Origin of the sequence: Plantibacter sp. Leaf1 (assembly GCF_001421315.1) — a bacterium.
Classification (GTDB): domain Bacteria; phylum Actinomycetota; class Actinomycetes; order Actinomycetales; family Microbacteriaceae; genus Plantibacter.
The window spans coordinates 336,877-354,714 of record NZ_LMJX01000003.1; the positions used below are offsets into that span (position 1 = coordinate 336,877).

The window sequence follows — 17,838 nt, forward strand, 5'->3', positions numbered from 1 at the left end:
GCGTCGCCCGCGACTCAGAGGAAGCGGTAGCGGTCGGGACCGAGGTCCCAGGGGTCCTTGCCGAGCAGCTCGGCGACGGCCCGGAAGACGCAGCTCTCGACCATCATGCGCTGGTGCAGTTCGTCGTTCCGGTGGAGTTTGCTCATGCGCTGGATGGGGAGGCGGTAGAGGATGACCCGGCGGCGGGCGCGGTCCACGAACCAGCGGTCCACGCCGTCCGTGCCGGAGTTCTGCGCGGGCATCGCGCCGACCTCGAAGCGCACGTCGGCGAGTTCCGCAGGCCACGCGCCGCGCAGGTAGTCGGCGGTCGTCGCGACCGTCAGGTCGAACTGGTCGATCCGGGTGTCGATCGGCGGGACGTCAGGCCCGACGACGCTCGAACGTCCGTTGCGGCCGTGACGCGAGCGGCGCCGCGAGAGCGCACCTCGCGTCTCCTCGTCAGCGTCCGCCATGCGTCCAGTCTAGGCGTGGTCCAGCGGGGCGTCCCGACCCGGGAGGACGGCGAGCCGGAGCGTCCGATCCGCACCCGGGCGTTACGCTGGAGCAAATGGTAGACAGGATGTGTTCCAAGGTCGGGTGCTCACGCGAGCCCGTCGCGACGCTGACCTACGACTACCGGGACTCGATGGCGGTGCTCGGGCCGCTCAGCATCGAGAAGAGCCCGCACAGCTACGACCTGTGCTCCATCCATGCTGAACGATTGAGTGTGCCGCAGGGCTGGCGCGTCGTGAAGCACAGCGTCCTCGGCGACGTCGGCTACGGTTCCTGACCGGTCGACCGCGTCGACATGAAGGGCCGCGAGCGTCGGTGGTCTGCGAGAATGGCTGCATGAGTTCTTCCGCACCGACCGCCCCCACGACCACCCTCCCGTACAAGGTGGCCGATCTGTCGCTCGCCGAGGCCGGCCGCCACCAGCTCCGCCTCGCCGAGAACGAGATGCCCGGCCTCATGGCCCTTCGAGAGGAGTTCGGCGCGAGCCAGCCCCTCGCCGGAGCCCGGATCGCCGGCTCGCTGCACATGACCGTGCAGACCGCCGTACTCATCGAGACGCTCGTGGCGCTCGGCGCCCAGGTCCGTTGGGCGAGCTGCAACATCTTCTCCACCCAGGACGAGGCCGCAGCGGCCGTCGCGGTCGGACCGCACGGCACCGTCGATGCGCCCTCGGGTGTGCCGGTGTTCGCCTGGAAGGGCGAGACCCTCGAGGAGTACTGGTGGTGCACCGAGCAGATCTTCGACTGGTCGACGGAGGCCGCCGCGGCAGGAGCCGACTGGACCGGACCGAACCTCATCCTCGACGACGGTGGCGACGCGAGCATGCTCGTCCACCAGGGTCGCCGGTTCGAGCTCGCCGGCGCCGTCCCTGAGACGACGGCGACCGACAGCCACGAGTACAGCATCGTGCTCGACGTCCTGCGTCGCTCACTCGCCGGGAGCACCGATCGATGGACGAAGGTGGCCGCCGACATCCTCGGCGTGACCGAGGAGACCACCACCGGCGTGCACCGCTTGTACGAGCTGGCGAAGCAGGGGGAATTGCTCTTCCCCGCGATCAACGTCAACGACTCGGTCACGAAGAGCAAGTTCGACAACAAGTACGGCATCCGCCACTCCCTGCCCGACGGTCTGAACCGCGCGACCGACGTGCTCATCGGCGGCAAGGTCGTCTTCGTCGCCGGGTACGGCGACGTCGGCAAGGGTGCGGCCGAAGCCCTCCGCGGGCAGGGCGCGCGCGTCATCGTCTCCGAGGTCGACCCGATCTGCGCGTTGCAGGCCGCGATGGACGGCTACCAGGTCGCGACGCTCGAGAGCGTCGCCTCCGAGGTCGACATCATCGTCACCTGCACGGGCAACTTCAACGTCGTCACCCTCGACCACATCCTGGCGCTCAAGCACCTCGCGATCGTCTCGAACGTCGGACACTTCGACAACGAGATCGACATGGCCTCGCTCGAGGCGCTCGAGGGCGCCGAGAAGATCGAGATCAAGCCGCAGGTCCACGAGTGGCGTCTGCCGACGGGCCGCAGCGTCCTCGTGCTGAGCGAGGGTCGCCTGATGAACCTCGGCAACGCGACGGGTCACCCGTCCTTCGTCATGAGCAACTCCTTCACCAACCAGGTGCTCGCGCAGCTCGAGCTCTGGACCCGGATCGAGGAGTACCCGATCGGCGTGTACGTGCTCCCGAAGCACCTCGACGAGAAGGTGGCGCGACTGCACCTGGACGCACTCGGCGTCCAGCTGACGACGTTGACGGGTGAGCAGGCCGACTACATCGGCGTGTCCGTCGAGGGCCCCTACAAGGTCGACCACTACCGCTACTGAGTGGCCTCGCCGGTTCCCCGCCTCAGCGGTCGGGGAACCGGTGCGGCTGTCCGCTCAGCACCGGCTGCAGCAGGGCCAGCCGCTGGCGGGCGGCGAGTTGGGCCTGGTACTCCCGCTCCCGACGCACGACCGAGACACCGACGAGGAACGCCTCGGGCGGCGCGATCGGGAGCGGCGAGACGTACCGCGACACCTCTGCGGCGAGTTCGGCCGCGAGTCGGGTCCGGGTCGCCGGGGTCAGGGCGCCCGCCTGCTTGAGGAACTGTGTCACCCGACGGGCGAGTGGATCCGGCAACCGGGCGACGTCCGCTCCCGCGGCCCACGGCGCGAGCTGAGCCGGGATCATCGCCACCGGCTCGACCACCCTCGGCATCCGTTCGCGTTGGCTATACGTCCCGGCGAGGACGTCACCGAGCCGCTTCGAGCGGGCACTGAGCAGGCCGGAGAGTGCGGCGATCCCGCCGGCGGTCAGGTAGATCTCGAAGTACCCGGTCAGGGCGCGGATGAACGCGTGCCGGAACCCGGGCGCTCCGCCGTCGTCACGGACGATGCGGGCGCCGACGGCGAGTCTGCCCAGGGAACGACCTCGGGTGGCGATCTCGACGGCGGCGGGCAGGACGACGAGGCAGAGGACCGTCAGCCCGAGCACGATCGCGGTGAACATCGCCGTGTCCATGGCGACGCCGGAGAGGAGCCACGAGAACATCGCCAGCATGAGGCCGACGAAGACGAGGATCGACACCGCGTAGTCGATGAGTGCGCCGGCGGCCCGCAGGATGAACCCGGTGGGCCGGACGTCCAGAGCGACCGCCTCACCGGTGATCAGCTCGGTGCCGTCGTCCACCGACGACTCGTGCAGGGGGACCCGGGCCGGTTCGGACATGTGGACCATTCAAGCAGATGCGTGGAGCACCGGTCACGGAGCGTCCCCACCGCGTAGCATGGCTCCGATGGACCTCGACGCCTACTCCGCAGCCCACCGTCAGGAATGGGACCGCCTCGACGCGCTCGGCAAGCAGCGCTTCTTCAGCGGACCGGAGGCGGACGAACTCATCGACCGCTACCAAGCCGGGGCGACGCAGCTCTCCGCCATCAAGACGACGGCCGGGTCGACGCTCGTCGGCGACCGCCTGTCCGTTTCGCTGTCGCGGGCACGACTGCGGTTCACCGGGGCGAGCGCCAACGTGCTGTCGAGCGTTCCGCGCTTCTTCGTCCTGGCGCTGCCCGCCGCGCTCTACCGGGTCCGCTGGGTGACCCTCGCCGTCGCCGTCGCGACCGTCGTCATCGCGACCCTCTACGCCGTGTGGATCGCGGGCAACCCGCAGGTCCTGGCGAACCTCGGCACGGACGCGCAGCTCAAGCAGTACGTCGAGGACGATTTCGTCGCCTACTACTCCAACAACCCGGCGGCCAGTTTCGCCGGTCAGGTGTGGACGAACAACGCCTGGATCGCCGCGCAGTGCGTGGCGTTCGGGATCAGCGGGGTGTGGGTGCCGTACATCATCGTCACCAACGCACAGGGTGTCGGCCAGGCCGCCGGGCTCATGTTCGCCTACGGCAAGGGCGACGTCTTCTTCGAGTACATCCTCCCGCACGGCATGCTGGAGCTCACCGCGGTGTTCGTCGCCGCAGCGGCCGGCTTGCGGATCTTCTGGGCCTGGGTCGCTCCGGGACCGCGGACGCGGGGGCAGGCGCTCGCCGAGGAGGGCAGGTCCCTGTTCACGATCGCCATCGGGCTCGTGATCGTCCTGTTCGTCTCCGGGCTGGTCGAAGGGTTCGTGACCCCAGCTCCCTGGCCGTGGGCCGTGAAGATGCTCATCGGCGGGGGAGCGCTCGCGGCATTCCTGCTCTACATGTGCTGGTTGGGCGGGATCGCCTACCGCTCGGGTGAGCGCGGCGACCTGGCCGAGTTCGAAGCCGGCGCGAAGCGCATCGTCGCCGGCTGAGCCTTATTCGCCGGCTTCGGACCGTGCGCGACGCTCGGCGTTCCGGGCGTTGACCCGGGCGTTCTCAGCGTTGACCTCGGCGTGCACCGCACGCTCCTGCACGAGCCAGGCCGGCAGGGTGCGGAGGAGTTCTTGGATCTGCTCGGTCGTCAGTGCCTCGGTGATCTCAGCGCGAGCGAGACCCGAGGTCGACACGCCCAGCTTGCGAGCGACGACGTCCCGCGGGTGCGGGCCGTTCTTCCGGAGTTCGACCAACCAGTCGGCCGGGTTGGCCTGCAGCTCGAGGAAGGCGGACCGCGTGATGGGCTCCTCCTGGAACGACGCCGGCGTCGCCGGCAGGTAGACCCCGAGCTTCTTCGCCGCGGTTGCCGGTTTCATGATCTGTTCGCTCGCGCCCATCCGCTCAGCGTACCTCCCCGGAGCGCCCGCCCCCAACCGATCGCTCCGTCCCCCCGACCGCCCTGCAGTAGTGTGGCAAGCCGAGCAGTGGAGGCTTCGATGGACAGGCAGGACGACCAGGGCGACGATTCCCACGTCGACATCGATGCCGACGGTGTCGATCGGGACGCCGAAGCCGTGACGCCGGCGTTGACCGTCGCGTTCGCCCGGGGCGTCAATCCCGGGAAGTGGGCCCGCATCTGGAACGAGCGGCGGCCGGACGACGAACTCCGCCTGGTCCGCGTCGACCTCGACGAGCAGCGGGAGGTCCTCCGGTCGGGTGCGGCGGACGTCGCGCTCGTGCGTGTGCCCATCGACACCGAGGGCCTCAATACGATCGCGCTGTTCGAGGAGCTCCCCGTCGTCGTGTTCGCGAAGGGTGCAGCGCTCGGTGAGCATGACGAGGTCGAGACCGCCGCACTCGCCGAGGAGCAGCTGATCATGGCACCCCTCGTGCTCGGGTGGGCGGACCAGGCGGACGCTCTCGGGTTCGCGGAACCGGCCACGCCGCTCACCTCGGATCCGGAAGCGGCGATCGAGCTCGCGGCCTCCGAGGTCGGCATCGTCGTCGTCCCGCAGTCGGTGGCCAGGCTCCACCAGCGGAAGGACGTGGAGTACCGCCCGATCGTCGACCTGCCGCCCGTGCCGGTGCTGCTCGCGTGGCGTCGGGACCGTGAGGACGAGGCGCTCGAGGAGTTCATCGGCATCGTCCGAGGTCGGACGGCGAACAGTTCACGCCGGAGCGCTCCGGCCGAGACGCCGGCCACGCCTCCTCCACCACCGAGCGGGAAGCGCCGGAAGGCGCCGAAGGCCGGCTCGACACCGGGCACCGCAGCCGGGACGAGCCGCGGCGCCCAACTCGCTGCGCGGAAGGTCAAACAGGAGGCACTCGCCCGCGAGCGCCGCAAGAAGCGCAAGGGCCGCTAGCTCGAGGTGGTTCCGCGCCGACGACGCGTGATCCGTCGGGCGAGGTCGGCCTAGAGCCGACCCGACGCTTTCAGGGCGATGTAGGCGTCGGCCAGAGCGGGGGGCAAGGTCTCCGGTGATCCGGTGACCACATCCGCCCCGAGCTGCCTGATGGCCGCCGACACCCGCTCGATGTCGAGGAGGGCGCGTTCGGCGGAGGCCGCCCGGTAGACGCTTTCGCGGCTGCCGCGGTCGCGTGTCGCCTCGATCGTCGCCGGGTCGACGACACTCGTCACGACGACGGTGTGGCGCTGCGTGAGCTGGGGGAGCACCGCGAGCAACCCTCGCGCCGCGCCTGGAGCGTCGATCGACGTCTGGAGGACGACGAGTGCACGCTGGTTCGTGATCTGCCTCACCTGGCCGGGGATCGCTTCCCAGTCGGTCTCGATGAGCTCCGGGTCGACGAGCGCCATCGCGTCGACCATCCGCGACAACAACTCGGGCCCGGTCGCACCCTGCACCCGACCCCGCACGCGGCGGTCGTAGGCGAGGTAGTCGATGCGGTCGCCGGCCCTCGTCGCCAACGCCGCCAGCAGCAACGCCGCCTCGAACGCGGTGTCGATGCGCGGCTCGTCGACGATGCGCGCCGCGGACGTCCGTCCGGTGTCGGTCACGATGACCACGCGACGGTCGCGTTCGGGCCGCCACGTGCGGATCATGACGTCGCCGCGCCTGGCGGTCGCCCGCCAGTCGATCGATCGCACGTCGTCGCCGCGCACGTACTCGCGCAGTGAGTCGAACTCGGTGCCCTGACCGCGCACCATGACGCTCGTCGCGCCGTCGAGTTCACGGAGGCGCGCGATGCGGCTCGGGAGGTGCTTCCGAGACGCGAACGCCGGGAGCACACGGAGGTGTCCCGGGCTGTTGAGCGTCGCCTGCCGGGCGAGGAGACCGAGCGGCCCGAACGAGCGCACCGTCACCTGCGACACCCGGCGCTCGCCGCGGCGGAAGGGCGTGAGCACGAGGCTGACGCTCCGCCGCTCGCCGGGCGGGAGGTCGACGCGGAGGCGGGCGGTCGGCGCCCCGGCCGACGGCTGCCAGGCGTCCCGGACGAGGGCGCGCACCCGACGGCCACCGCGGTTGGTCAGCAGGAGGGTGCTCGTCGCCGATTCGCCGAGCCGGATCCGCGACGGGAGTGCGCGTTGCAGGATGATCTCGCGCGGCGACCCGGCGAGGACGAGATCGAGGACGCCGAGGACGGCGACCAGACCGAGCCATCCGGCGAACGCCCAGGCCGCGTCGCCCGTGAGCACACCGACCGCCACGATCGGCACGATGCCGAACGCGACGAGCGCGACGAACCTCCCGGTGACGGCCATCTAGATGGGGACCTGGACCTGCTGCATGATCGACCGCAGGATGGCGTCCACCGAGACGCCTTCGAGCTCCGCCTCCGGTCGCAACTGCATCCGGTGGCGCCAGACGGGCAGGACCATGGTCTGCACGTGGTCCGGGGTGATCGACTGATACCCGCTCAACCAGGCCCAGGCCTTCGCGGACGCCAGCAGCGCCGTCGTCCCGCGGGGACTGACGCCGAGCCGGACGGAGGGGCTGCGTCGTGTCGCGCGGGCGAGGTCGACGACGTAGGCGAGGACGTCGGCGCTGGCACCGACCCGCCCGACCTCCACCTGTGCGGCACGGAGCTCGGCGGCTCCCATCACGGGGGTGACACCCGCGGCGGCCAGGTCCCGGGGACTGAACCCGGCGGCGTGGCGGCGGAGCACCTCGACTTCGACGTCCCGTTCCGGAACGTCGAGCACGAGCTTCAGGAGGAACCGGTCGAGCTGCGCCTCCGGGAGCGTGTAGGTGCCCTCGTATTCGATCGGGTTCTGCGTGGCGGCGACGATGAACGGGTCGGGGAGCGGCAGCGAGCGGCCGTCGACGCTGACCTGGCGTTCCTCCATGGCCTCGAGCAGCGCGGACTGGGTCTTCGGGGGCGTCCGGTTGATCTCGTCGGCCAAGAGGATGTTCGTGAAGACGGGGCCCTCGCGGAACTCGAACTCGCCGGTCTTCGCGTCGTAGACGAGCGATCCGGTGACATCGCCCGGCATCAGGTCGGGGGTGAACTGCACCCGCTTGGTGTCGAGGCTGAGGGCGTGACTGAGCGATCGGACGAGCAGCGTCTTGGCGACACCCGGCACACCTTCGAGGAGCGCGTGTCCCTTCGCGAGCAGCGCGATCACGAGGCCGGTGACGGCGGCGTCCTGTCCCACGACGGCCTTGCCGACCTCGACGCGCACCTGGGCGAGTGCTCGGCGGAGGTCGTCGGGGCTCGGGGTGGTGGTTCCGGGCGCTGGGGCGTCGGTCATGGATGGTTCCTTCCGGTGAGGTCCGTGGCGCGCGCGACGGCGGCTTCGAGATCGAGCAGGTGATCGGACAGGCTGACGAGGTCGGCGTCACTCGTCGGTTCGGCGTCGAGGAGGACGGCGCGGACGTGTCTGGGGTCGAGGCCGGCGATGCCCGCGACCGTGTCGGCGACCTCGACGACCGAGGCGTGACGGGAGAGCCCCGTGGCGACGGCGAGTCGGGAGACGGTGCCGATGCGGAGCGCGTCGAGTGCACGCCGTCGGTTCGCGGAGCGCTGGTAGAGCCGCGCACGCCCCTCCATCGTCTCGCTCGCCCGGACCGCCACCGGCAGGTCCTCGATGACGAGTGGGCCGAACCGGCGTCCGCGCCAGATCATGGCGAGGATCGCGGTGATGACGACGGTGCCCGTGACCCCGGCGACCCAGCTCGGGGTCAGTTCGTCGAGGCTCGGCGGGCCCGTGACGGGCACGTCGGCGAGGCTCGGGAGGTACCAGACCAGCTGCTCGGTGCCACCGAGTAGGCCGAGGGCCAGCGCCGCGTTCCCGGCTCGGTCGACGGCGTCGTTCGTGAGCGCGTCCGCGGAGCCGAGCAGCACCCGTTCGCCGTCGTCCTGCGTGATCACCGCGCTCCCGCCGGAATCCGCGGTGAAGCACCCCTCGGTGTCGGCGTCCGTCGACGTGTACAGGGTCCAACCGCCGGTGACCGACCCGGCGCGGTCGGCGGTGTCGTCTGCGCAGTCCGCTCGGAGGACTTCGGAGGCGTCGACGCTGCCGGCGAACGACACCCCTGGGAAGAGGACGCGGAGCACCGACGCGCGCGGCGTGACCACCACGAGTCGAGCGTCGGCGTCGCTCAGCCGCACGAGCTGCGCTGCGTCCAGCAGACCGGTCGGATCGAAGTACAGCACCGTGCTCTCCGAGTCCTCGACGGCTTGGAGCGTCGCGTCGAGAGTCGTCGTCTCACTCACGGTGACCCCCTCCTGGCGGAGGACCTGGGCGAGCGCCCGACCGCCGTTCGGGGTCTGGTTGCCGGGGCTCAGCAGGGCGGCGTCGATGGAGGCGCCGCGCGTCGCGAACATGAGCACGAGCGCGACACCGATCGCGAACACCGCCGCGACGATCCAGAACCGGCTCCGTCGCAGTCTCGTGCGGAGCCGCGGCGTGGCGACGTCGGGTTCGGGCTGCTGCTCGGCAGCGGGCTTCGTCGTGAGGGTCACCGCAGGACGCCCTCCGGCTCGGCGAGGAAGGCGGGGGCCGCCGTGGCGAGTCGGGCGTCCAAGGCCTCGAGCTCGCGGTACTGCTCCTCGGTGCCGGTCGCAGCGAGGTACCGGACGGCGTCGAAGACGTCCGCCGCCCGCTCGAGCGCGCGTCCCTCGGCGGGGAACGCCGCCGCCGCCCGGGCCGCGAAGCCGTGTGCCGTGGTGCCGGGGGACACCACCACGATCGTCCGCTCGGAGAGCCCACGGGCGATGGCTCGGTAGAGCTCCTGGAGTGCGACGGTCCAGTCGCCGGCGCCGGCCGCCGTCCTCGCATCGCGGCGCAGCTGATCGGCGGTGCGGTCGTCGCGCTCGCCGAACAGGTCCAGCTGCCGGGTGCTCCGCCGGTTGATGCGCGGCACGCCCCACACGATGAACGCGATCACGATGCCGACGACGACCACCGTCATCGCGATGATCGGGAACAGCCCGGTGAACGGTCCGTCTCCTGGCACCCGGAGGGAGTTGACCCAATCCCAGAAGGCCTTCGAGATGATGTCCCACAGGGACGGTTGCGCCGTCTGGTACTCGGGTTTCGACAGCTCGCGTTGCAGGAGGTCACGTGCGCCTGGAGCGTCCGGGACGAGCGGGACGTCGAGTCGCGAGGTGAGGACCAACGGGTTCATCGGGGTGCTTTACCCCCGGCGGCTGCGAGGTCGAAGGGGTTGTCGACCGCCTCGCGGCCTCCGGACCGGGCCTCCACGAACCGGGCCAGATCGAGGTCGAGGCCCTCCTTCCGCATGCGCAGGTCGATGTAGATCACGGCGGAGGTGGCGCTGATGACGACGACGGTGATCGCGCCGATGATGACGGAGACGAGCAGGGACAGGCCCTGAGCGGCGATGGTGGCCACGATCATCGTCGCTTCGGAGTCGACACCGACGAGGATCACGGGCACGAAACTCGCGAGCAGACTGATGGGCGTCGCGACGACCTGCGAGGCGACGCTGACGACGGAGGAGACGAGGAACTGGACGCCGAACGTCCGCCAGAAGTAGCCGTCGGTCAGGCGCCACGAGCGCGCCAGCGCGGGGACCACCCGACTGTTCTCCAGGACGATGATGCTCGGTGTGAGGGAGAACTTCGTCCCCAACCAGGCCGATGCGACGACCAGTACCAGGAGCGCCGCGATCGCCATGACCACGGTCAGGACCACGCCGGCTCTGCCGCCGAGTCCGGTGAGGACGAAGCCGAGGCCGACTGCGACGGCGATGAAGACGGTGACGACGCCGATGAGGAGGAAGGTGTAGCCGATGAGCGGGAGGAAGCGCTTCTTGGTGCGACGCCAGAGGACCCCGAGCGGCAGCTTCTCGCCGAGGGTGCCGCGGGCGACCTCCTGGGCGATGATGCCCTGCAGGATCGCGCTCCCGGCGATCGAGACCGCGATCGGGATGAGCGAGGAGAGGATGATCGCCGTGATCCCGCCGGCACCGATGGTGTCCTCTTCGCCGGGGGCCGCCTGCGACAGCCGACTGAACGAGAGCCAGGCGACGAGGCCCACGATGACGAGGGAGAGGACCGCGGTGAGGCCCTGGAAGAGCAGTGCGCTCCCGAACGTCGCCTTCGGGTTCCGGCGCAGGACGAGGAAGGGGGCGCCGAAGAGGTCGCTGAACGACAGCGGGCGGAGCGGGATGAGTCCCGGCTTGGGCGGGGGTGCCCAGCCCTGCTGGGGACCGGGGGCCCACTGCGCGGCGTTCGCGTAGGGGTTCGCGTCGTAGCCGGCGCTCGGGGCAGCCTGAGGCGCGCCGTAGCCGGGCTGGTGAGAGGGGGCGGACGGCTGGGTGTACGGAGGCTGTTGTCCGTACGGAGCCTGTTGTCCGTAACCCGGCTGTTGGCCATACCCCTGCTGCTGCCCATACCCCGGCTGTTGGCCGTAGGCCTGCTGCTGGCCGTATCCGGGCTGCTGGCCGTAGGCCTGCTGCTGGCCGTATCCGGGCTGCTGCTGCGGGTATCCGAAGGGTTGCGGGTACCCGGGCTGCTGCGGTGTCTGTCGGGGTGGCGGCGGTGCCGACTCCTCCGGTCGCCGTGGTTCCTCGGGGTTCGTCCACGGGCGCTGACTCTCATCGCCCATCTCGCCCCCGGCTCGCTGTCCACCGTCCATCAGCAGCACCCCCTCGCCGTCTCGAACCCCTCCATGTTGTCACACCGGGCCGGTCCGCGACCGGACCTTCGGCGGTTCCGGGGGACAGTTCGACTACGCTGAGGCGAGACGTAAGGACACCGGTCAGGCAGCGCGGCCGGCCGGTCACACCCGAGACGGAGCTATGAACGCACGCATCCTCGTCGTCGACGACGACACCGCACTCGCCGAGATGATCGGCATCGTCCTGCGCACCGAGGGTTTCGAACCGTCGTTCTGCGCGGACGGCAGCGGCGCGCTCCAGGCGTTCCGCGACACGAAGCCCGACCTCGTCCTGCTCGACCTCATGCTGCCCGGTATCGACGGGATCGAGGTCTGTCGCCTCATCCGGCAGGAGTCCGGCGTCCCCGTGATCATGCTGACCGCGAAGTCCGACACCGCGGACGTGGTCAAAGGCCTCGAATCCGGAGCCGACGACTACATGGTCAAGCCCTTCAACCCGAAGGAGCTCGTGGCCAGGATCCGCACGCGGTTGCGCGCCCCGGCCGCCGACCTCGCCGAGACGCTCCGCATCGGCGACCTCACCGTCGACGTCGCCGGCCACGAGGTCCGTCGGGCCGACGGGGTCATCGGCCTCACCCCGCTGGAGTTCGACCTCCTGCTCGCCCTCGCGAGCAAGCCGCAGCAGGTCTTCACCCGCGAGATGCTGCTCGAGCAGGTGTGGGGCTACCACTACAAGGCCGACACCCGGCTGGTGAACGTGCACGTGCAACGGCTCCGCGCCAAGGTCGAGGAAGACCCGGACAACCCCAAGATCGTCATGACGGTCCGCGGCGTCGGGTACCGCGCCGGCGCCGTCACCGGCTGATCCGACATGGCCTCCCGACTCGCCGGCTGGGCGGCCGACTGGCGTCTCTGGCGGACGTGGCCGCAGCAACTGCGCTCGCAGTGGCGGCGCTCGCTGCAATTCCGGACCGTCGCCATCACCGTCGGGCTGTCAGGACTCGCCATCCTCTTGACCGGCGCCTACCTCTCCTTCAGCATCGGGAACGACCTCTTCCAGTCCCGGCTGCAGCAGGCGCTCGCCGGTTCCAGTCGTGCCATCGCCTCGGCGCAGAGCATCCTCGACGCCTCGGACGCCAGCGAGCGGGTCGCCCTGCAGCAGCTGATGGGCACGGTGCGGACCGACCTCCAGACCACGTCCGGCAGCAGCCTGATCGCGGCCTACCGCGCTCCTGGCCAGGACTTCAGCCAGGTGACGCCGCCGGGCTTCGAGTCACCGGGGCTCGCCGGCGGTGTGATCTCGGACGAGCTCACGGAGGCGGTCCGAGCCGATCCGGACACGCTCCAGTGGCAGTCGGTCACCCTGACCACCGCGGACGGCTCGTCGACCGCCGGCATCGTCGTCGGTTCGGAGGTGTCGATGCCGACCGCGGGGTCGTACGAGATCTATCTCGGGTACGACCTGAACGAGTCGGAGCAGACGCTTGGGTTCGTCCAACGCACCCTGTTCCTCGCCGGTGTCGGCCTGATGATCCTCGTCGGCGGCGCCGCGTGGTTCATCGTCCGGTTCGTCGCGACGCCCATCCGCTCCGCCGCCGAGACGAGCCAACGCCTCGCCGGTGGTGACCTCGACGTGCGTATGCCGGAGAAGGGCGAGGACGAGCTCGCCACGCTCGCCAGGTCCTTCAACGGCATGGCCGCGAGCATGCAGAAACAGATCAAGGAACTGGCCGAGCTCTCGCTCGTGCAGCAGCGCTTCGTCTCGGACGTCTCGCATGAGCTGCGCACGCCGCTCACGACGATCCGGCTCGCCGGCGACGTGCTCTACGACCAGCGGGACTCCTTCCCCCCGGCGACGGAGCGGACGGCGGAGCTCCTGCACGATCAGGTGGGCCGGTTCGAGATCCTGCTCGCCGACCTGCTCGAGATCAGCCGGTACGACGCGGGGAGCATCGAGCTCGACCTGGAACCGACGAGCCTCGTCCATCTCGCCGAGGAGGTCGTGGACGAGCTGCGACCCCTCGCGGAGCCGACCGGGTCGGATCTCCGCATCGTCGCGCCCGGCGGATACTCGGCGGTCCCGATGGACCCGCGCCGCATCCGGCGGATCGTGCGCAACCTCATCGGCAACGCCATCGAGCACGGCGAAGGGAAACCCATCGTGGTGTCGGTCGACAGCAACGAGTCCTCGGTCGCCATCGCCGTCCGGGACTACGGCCAGGGGATGACCCCTGAGGCGACGGAGCGGGTCTTCGACCGCTTCTGGCGCGCGGACCCGTCGCGCAAACGGACCATCGGTGGAACGGGCCTCGGGCTCGCCATCTCGCTCGAGGACGCGATCCTCCACGAGGGCTGGCTGGAGGTCTGGTCGGAGCCGGCGGGCGGTTCGTCCTTCCGCCTCACGATCCCACGCGAGCCGGGGACGGACATCGTCCGATCGCCGATCAGCCTGCCCCCGGACGACGCGATCGAGTCCATCGTCGACGAGCTGACCGCCCCGACGACGCGCTCGCTCCAGACGGTGACCTCGCCCGACGACGATGAGGAGGATCCACGTGCCTGACCGCTCCGCACGACCTGGGCGCCGACGATCCGTCGCGCGCCGTTTCGCCGCCGCCGCCCTCCCGGTACTGCTCGTCGTCGTCCTCTCCGCCTGCGCCGGCATCCCGCGCGGCGGTTCGGTGCAGGACGGCGGCACCGTCGGGGGTAGCGATGGCGATGTGGACGTCAACTTCATCGCGCCAGGCCCGACGGAGGGCGCGACCCAGGAGCAGATCCTGCGCGGTTTCGTCGACGCGGCCGCGAGCCCCCAGAACAACTACGAGATCGCTCGCGAGTTCCTCGCGCCGGAGCTCAGGTCCGACTGGGATCCCGACGCGGGCGTGACGATCGACCAGGGTGGGCGGACCTTCGCGCCCGTCGCGGATGCGGTGCAGTTGACGGTCAGCCCCGTGGCCGCGGTGGACGACCGCGGCGAGTACCGCGAATCGGCGAACTCCTCGCCGCTCAGCTGGACGTACGGGTTCATCCAGGTGCGGGGGGAGTGGCGTATCGCGTCCGCTCCACCCGGCATCGTGCTCGAAGCTTCGACCTTCGCCGACGTCTTCGCGGCGTATTCGCTGAGCTACTTCGACCCGAGCTACAGCCGACTCGTGCCGGACCAGCGGTGGTTCCCGTCCAGAGCCTCCACAGCCACGAGGATCGTCGGGGCGTTGCTCGACGGGCCCGCGGAGTGGTTGAAGGGCGCGGTCGCGACGGCGTTCCCCGAGGGGACGTCACTCACGAGCGACGCGGTCCCGGTCGAGGCGGGTACCGCCCGCGTGGACCTGACCAAACCGGCCCTGCAGGCCGACGCCGTCACCCTCCAGCGGATGCAGCTCCAGCTGACGAGCAGTCTCGTGCAGCTGTCCGGCAGTGTGGGCGGTGTCGCGGCGGTCTCGAACGTCGCGATCACCGTGGTCGGCAACTCCACCCAGACGGTGTCGCCGCTGACCCTCACCGCCCCGCGCGTCGATCCCAGGGCGCTCGTGCAGCGCGGCGACGAGTTCGGCTTCGCCTCAGGTGACGGGATCGAGACGGTGCCCGGGATCTCGGCGGCGGTCGTCGCGGCCGGAGCGGACGCTGCGGTGCTCTCGGCCGACCACGACCAGGCGGCGGCGCGGTCCGCGGCGGGTGTCACGGTCGTCCAGGCGGACGGCGACGTCCGGCTCGTCGACGACCGGCCGGGGCTGCTGCCGCCGACGATGGACCCGTTCGGCTTCACCTGGACCGTCCCGGCCTCCGCGCCCACGGCTCTGCTCGCGCACGATGCCGCCGGCGGCACGGTCCAGGTCACCACGAGCTGGACGGGAGCGTCCACGATCGACTCGATCCAGATCTCCAGGGAGGGGACCCGTCTGGTCGCCCTCCTCAGGGACGGGACCCAGTCCCGGCTCGTGGCCGCAGCGATCATCCGGGGCGACCGGAACGCGCCGCTGCGACTCGGCGACCCGGTCGAGCTCCGCGTGATGTCCTCGGAGGCGAAGACCGTCACCTGGGTCGACGACATCACCGTCGCCGTGCTGCTCGACGGCGACGGTCAGACGACGATCCTCACGCAGCAGATCGGTGGGCGCTCGGCGCCGGTGCCGCCGTTGGCGAACGTGACGACGCTCGTCGGCGGGAACGGGCTCACCCAGCTGCGGGCCCTCACGAGCGACGGCCGGCTCCTGCTCCCACGGGGATCGAGCTGGCAGGAAGCGGGCGGCGACGTCCGGTTCATCGCGACGCAGCTGGGTTCGCCCGACTGAGCGACCGCACTCCACACCCTGCCGCCACACCCTCCGGCGTGCCTCCTCGACCGATCCTGATCCGCGACGGCGCAGTGGCGCAGGATCATCGGAGGATGACCTTCACCTTCGACAGACAGGCGGCTGTCGTCGCGACCCGAGCGGCCTGTCTCGACGCCTGGTCGCTGCTCGTGCCCGTGGTGTGCGCCGGTTGCGGGTCTCCCGATCGAGGCCTCTGCGACCCGTGTCGTACCCGTCTGTGTGCACCGGGTGGACCCGGGTCAGACGCCGGGGTGCGCTGGTCCTGCCCGGGCGGTATCCCGGGGCTCGCCGCGCGTCGATACGACGCGCTGGTCGGCGCGGTCCTGCTCGCGTACAAGGAGGACGCACGGGTCGGGCTCGTCCGGCCCCTGGCCGCAGCACTGGAACCCGCGTTCCGGCTCGCCATGGTCGAGGCGGCGCGGGCTTCGGACGGCGTCGCCCCGGAGATCGCGACCATCCCGGCCAGACGACGCGCTGCGCGGGAGCGGGGCTTCCATCCGGTGGAGCGGATCGTCCGTCGTCTCGGTGCCCGCCCGCGCCGACCGCTCCGGTGGGCCAGGGAGCCGGCCGATCAACGCGACTTCGGCCGCGCGGAGCGGTTCGCGAACCTGGAGGGCGCGCTGGTCGCTCGTGAGACGCTCGCCGATCGTCGGTTCCTCCTCGTCGAGGACGTCGTCACCACCGGTGCCACCGTCGCGGAGGCGGTCCGCGCGGTCCACGCGGCGGGCGGGGTCGTCGCCGGTGTCGTCGCGCTCGCCCGGGTCGACGGGTGAACGATCGAGGTCCCGGACGGCCGTCGGGTGAACACACGCCGAACTCTGCTGATGACTTCCGCAGCATCGGGCACTACGGTGGCAGAACGGCGCGAAAGACCGCCCGAGACCGGGTGGTCAGCCGGATGAGGAGGTCGAACGTGGATATCAACATCGTCGGACTTGGACTCGGCATCACCGATCGGTTCCGCGAGTACGCGACCGAGAAGGCGGAGAAGGTCGCCCACCTGGTCGAGCAGGCGCAGTCGCTCGACATCAAGGTGTCCCGCCACAACGACGCCAACGGTCGCAAGGGTGAGGATCGCGTGGAGCTCACGCTCGTGGGACCCGGGCCGCTGGTCCGGGCGGAGTCGACCGGCTCCGACAAGTACGTCGCCTTCGACCTGGCGATCGCCCGCATGCTCGAGCGCGTCCGCCGGTCCAAGGACCGCAAGCAGGAACACCGCGGCAAGCACCGGACGTCCCTGCACGCGGCGAGCAGCGAGGGCTTCAGCGGGGTCGACATCACCCCTGCGGCACCCGAGCTCATCGAGCAGGTCGCGACCGGGAGCGTCGCGACGCTGACCCGGGAGGACGAGGAACCCGAGGCCTACTCGCCCGTCGTGATCCGCACGAAGGAGTTCCCCGCCGAGTGGATGAGCCTTGAGGAGGCGGTGGACCGCATGGAACTCGTCGGTCACGACTTCTTCCTGTTCATCGACGCCGCCTCGGAGCGCGCGAGCGTCGTGTACCGCCGGAAGGGCTGGGACTACGGCGTGATCAGCCTCGAGGACGGCTCGAAGTAACGCCAGCTCCATCCGCCGACGCGGTCGCCCGGTTCGCCGGGCGACCGCGTCGTGGTGTGTCGGTCCCGACGTCGAAGGCGGGGTCGCGCGCGCGCAGTCGTGCCGACGTCGCCGCGAGCCACTCGAGTTCCGCGGCGGCGCGGCGGCGCCGCGCGTCCAGGCCGATCCACGCGATGTCGCCCTGCGGAGTCGGCGGGAGGGCGGCGAGTGCGGTGTCGAGGTCCTGGGCGAGGTCGAGGGTCCAGGCCTGCTGCACCGCGATGACGCCGTGGGCGTCGACCCCGCGCAACGACGCCGCGAGCGCGACCTTGTTCGGGAGCTCGTCCCGTGAGGCGCCCGTGGTGACCGGTGTCGACCACCAGGCGTCGAGGACGGCCAGACCCGCAGTCGTGATCCGGTAGAAGACGTGACCCTGCCCGTTCACCGCCGCACGTTCGACGAGCCCGTCGCGCTCCAGTCGATCGAGGGTCGCGTAGGCCTGGCCGACGTTGAGCGCCGTCGTCGGTGTCGTCCGGCGGTCGAACTCCGCACGCAGCCGGTACCCGTAGTCGTCGCCTGAGGCGAGGATCGCGAGGAGACCGTGTTTGACGGACATCGAACCTCCCACATATACCTACGCCGTATGGTGCGACCAGCCTACTGACCGGACCGTCGCG

The 17,838-nt window shown here is 70.6% G+C and carries 18 protein-coding genes; 9 read left to right on the plus strand and 9 right to left on the minus strand.

The genetic code is table 11. From position 1 onward, the window contains the following. Positions 1-14: 14 nt before the first annotated feature. A complete protein-coding gene (locus ASE44_RS15415) occupies positions 15-452 on the minus strand; it encodes a metallopeptidase family protein (RefSeq protein WP_056781701.1) in 438 nt (145 codons plus the stop codon). Positions 453-559: 107 nt separating this feature from the next. On the opposite strand from ASE44_RS15415, the gene ASE44_RS15420 reads away from it, so the two are divergent. Both ASE44_RS15420 and ahcY read left to right on the plus strand, forming a co-directional pair. Further along, entirely contained in the window at positions 560-769 is a 210-nt protein-coding gene (locus ASE44_RS15420) for a DUF3499 family protein (RefSeq protein ID WP_369796492.1), read from the plus strand. A 59-nt stretch (positions 770-828) separates the two neighbouring features. Continuing rightward, positions 829-2,319: an adenosylhomocysteinase gene (gene ahcY, locus ASE44_RS15425; RefSeq protein WP_056012687.1), complete on the plus strand. Its 1,491-nt coding sequence runs from the start codon at positions 829-831 to the stop codon at positions 2,317-2,319. 22 nt (positions 2,320-2,341) lie between these two features. Here the strand turns inward: ahcY and ASE44_RS15430 are convergent, their stop codons facing one another. Beyond that, positions 2,342-3,202, minus strand: a complete 861-nt coding sequence (locus ASE44_RS15430; protein ID WP_056781702.1) for an RDD family protein — start codon at positions 3,200-3,202, stop codon at positions 2,342-2,344. Between the two features lie 67 nt (positions 3,203-3,269). Here ASE44_RS15430 and ASE44_RS15435 point away from each other — a divergent pair, with 67 nt between their 5' ends. Further along, the gene (locus ASE44_RS15435; protein ID WP_056013428.1) at positions 3,270-4,265 is read left to right on the plus strand and encodes a stage II sporulation protein M; all 996 of its coding nucleotides are present in this window, start codon (positions 3,270-3,272) and stop codon (positions 4,263-4,265) included. Between the two features lie 3 nt (positions 4,266-4,268). Here ASE44_RS15435 and ASE44_RS15440 read toward each other — a convergent pair whose 3' ends face one another. Continuing rightward, positions 4,269-4,664 (minus strand): DUF5997 family protein, encoded by a 396-nt coding sequence (locus ASE44_RS15440; protein ID WP_056012681.1) that lies wholly within the window; start codon positions 4,662-4,664, stop codon positions 4,269-4,271. Between the two features lie 99 nt (positions 4,665-4,763). On the opposite strand from ASE44_RS15440, the gene ASE44_RS15445 reads away from it, so the two are divergent. Beyond that, on the plus strand, positions 4,764-5,630 hold the full coding sequence (locus ASE44_RS15445) for a LysR family substrate-binding domain-containing protein (RefSeq protein WP_056781704.1): 867 nt from the start codon (positions 4,764-4,766) through the stop codon (positions 5,628-5,630). 50 nt (positions 5,631-5,680) lie between these two features. Here ASE44_RS15445 and ASE44_RS15450 read toward each other — a convergent pair whose 3' ends face one another. From ASE44_RS15450 to ASE44_RS15470, 5 genes are read right to left on the minus strand one after another with little or no spacing between them, the layout of a single operon-like run. After that, positions 5,681-6,988: a DUF58 domain-containing protein gene (locus tag ASE44_RS15450; protein WP_056781706.1), complete on the minus strand. Its 1,308-nt coding sequence runs from the start codon at positions 6,986-6,988 to the stop codon at positions 5,681-5,683. Further along, positions 6,989-7,978, minus strand: a complete 990-nt coding sequence (locus ASE44_RS15455; protein ID WP_056781708.1) for a MoxR family ATPase — start codon at positions 7,976-7,978, stop codon at positions 6,989-6,991. Then, positions 7,975-9,192 carry a DUF4350 domain-containing protein gene (locus ASE44_RS15460; protein ID WP_056781710.1) on the minus strand — a complete coding sequence of 406 codons (1,218 nt, stop codon included), beginning with the start codon at positions 9,190-9,192 and terminating at the stop codon, positions 7,975-7,977. The genes ASE44_RS15455 and ASE44_RS15460 overlap by 4 nt, the downstream gene beginning before the upstream one ends. Continuing rightward, entirely contained in the window at positions 9,189-9,857 is a 669-nt protein-coding gene (locus tag ASE44_RS15465; RefSeq protein ID WP_056012667.1) for a DUF4129 domain-containing protein, read from the minus strand. The genes ASE44_RS15460 and ASE44_RS15465 overlap by 4 nt, the downstream gene beginning before the upstream one ends. Further along, on the minus strand, positions 9,854-11,332 hold the full coding sequence (locus ASE44_RS15470; protein ID WP_056781712.1) for a hypothetical protein: 1,479 nt from the start codon (positions 11,330-11,332) through the stop codon (positions 9,854-9,856). The genes ASE44_RS15465 and ASE44_RS15470 overlap by 4 nt, the downstream gene beginning before the upstream one ends. 163 nt (positions 11,333-11,495) lie before the next feature. Here ASE44_RS15470 and mtrA point away from each other — a divergent pair, with 163 nt between their 5' ends. The 5 genes from mtrA (at position 11,496) to hpf (ending at position 17,182) form a co-directional block, all read left to right on the plus strand. Continuing rightward, the gene (gene mtrA / locus ASE44_RS15475; protein WP_056012662.1) at positions 11,496-12,179 is read left to right on the plus strand and encodes an MtrAB system response regulator MtrA; all 684 of its coding nucleotides are present in this window, start codon (positions 11,496-11,498) and stop codon (positions 12,177-12,179) included. Between the two features lie 6 nt (positions 12,180-12,185). Beyond that, positions 12,186-13,877 carry an MtrAB system histidine kinase MtrB gene (gene mtrB, locus ASE44_RS15480; protein WP_056012659.1) on the plus strand — a complete coding sequence of 564 codons (1,692 nt, stop codon included), beginning with the start codon at positions 12,186-12,188 and terminating at the stop codon, positions 13,875-13,877. Next, complete coding sequence (locus ASE44_RS15485; RefSeq protein ID WP_056781714.1) at positions 13,870-15,603, plus strand: LpqB family beta-propeller domain-containing protein; 1,734 nt, start codon at positions 13,870-13,872, stop codon at positions 15,601-15,603. The genes mtrB and ASE44_RS15485 overlap by 8 nt, the downstream gene beginning before the upstream one ends. Before the next feature lie 272 nt (positions 15,604-15,875). Then, positions 15,876-16,397 carry a ComF family protein gene (locus ASE44_RS15490; RefSeq protein WP_056781715.1) on the plus strand — a complete coding sequence of 174 codons (522 nt, stop codon included), beginning with the start codon at positions 15,876-15,878 and terminating at the stop codon, positions 16,395-16,397. A 140-nt stretch (positions 16,398-16,537) separates the two neighbouring features. After that, positions 16,538-17,182 (plus strand): ribosome hibernation-promoting factor, HPF/YfiA family, encoded by a 645-nt coding sequence (hpf, locus tag ASE44_RS15495; protein ID WP_056012652.1) that lies wholly within the window; start codon positions 16,538-16,540, stop codon positions 17,180-17,182. Here hpf and ASE44_RS15500 read toward each other — a convergent pair. Continuing rightward, positions 17,157-17,777 carry a PadR family transcriptional regulator gene (locus tag ASE44_RS15500; protein ID WP_056781717.1) on the minus strand — a complete coding sequence of 207 codons (621 nt, stop codon included), beginning with the start codon at positions 17,775-17,777 and terminating at the stop codon, positions 17,157-17,159. The two genes, hpf and ASE44_RS15500, sit on opposite strands and share 26 nt — an antisense overlap. Between the last annotated feature and the right edge of the window lie 61 nt (positions 17,778-17,838).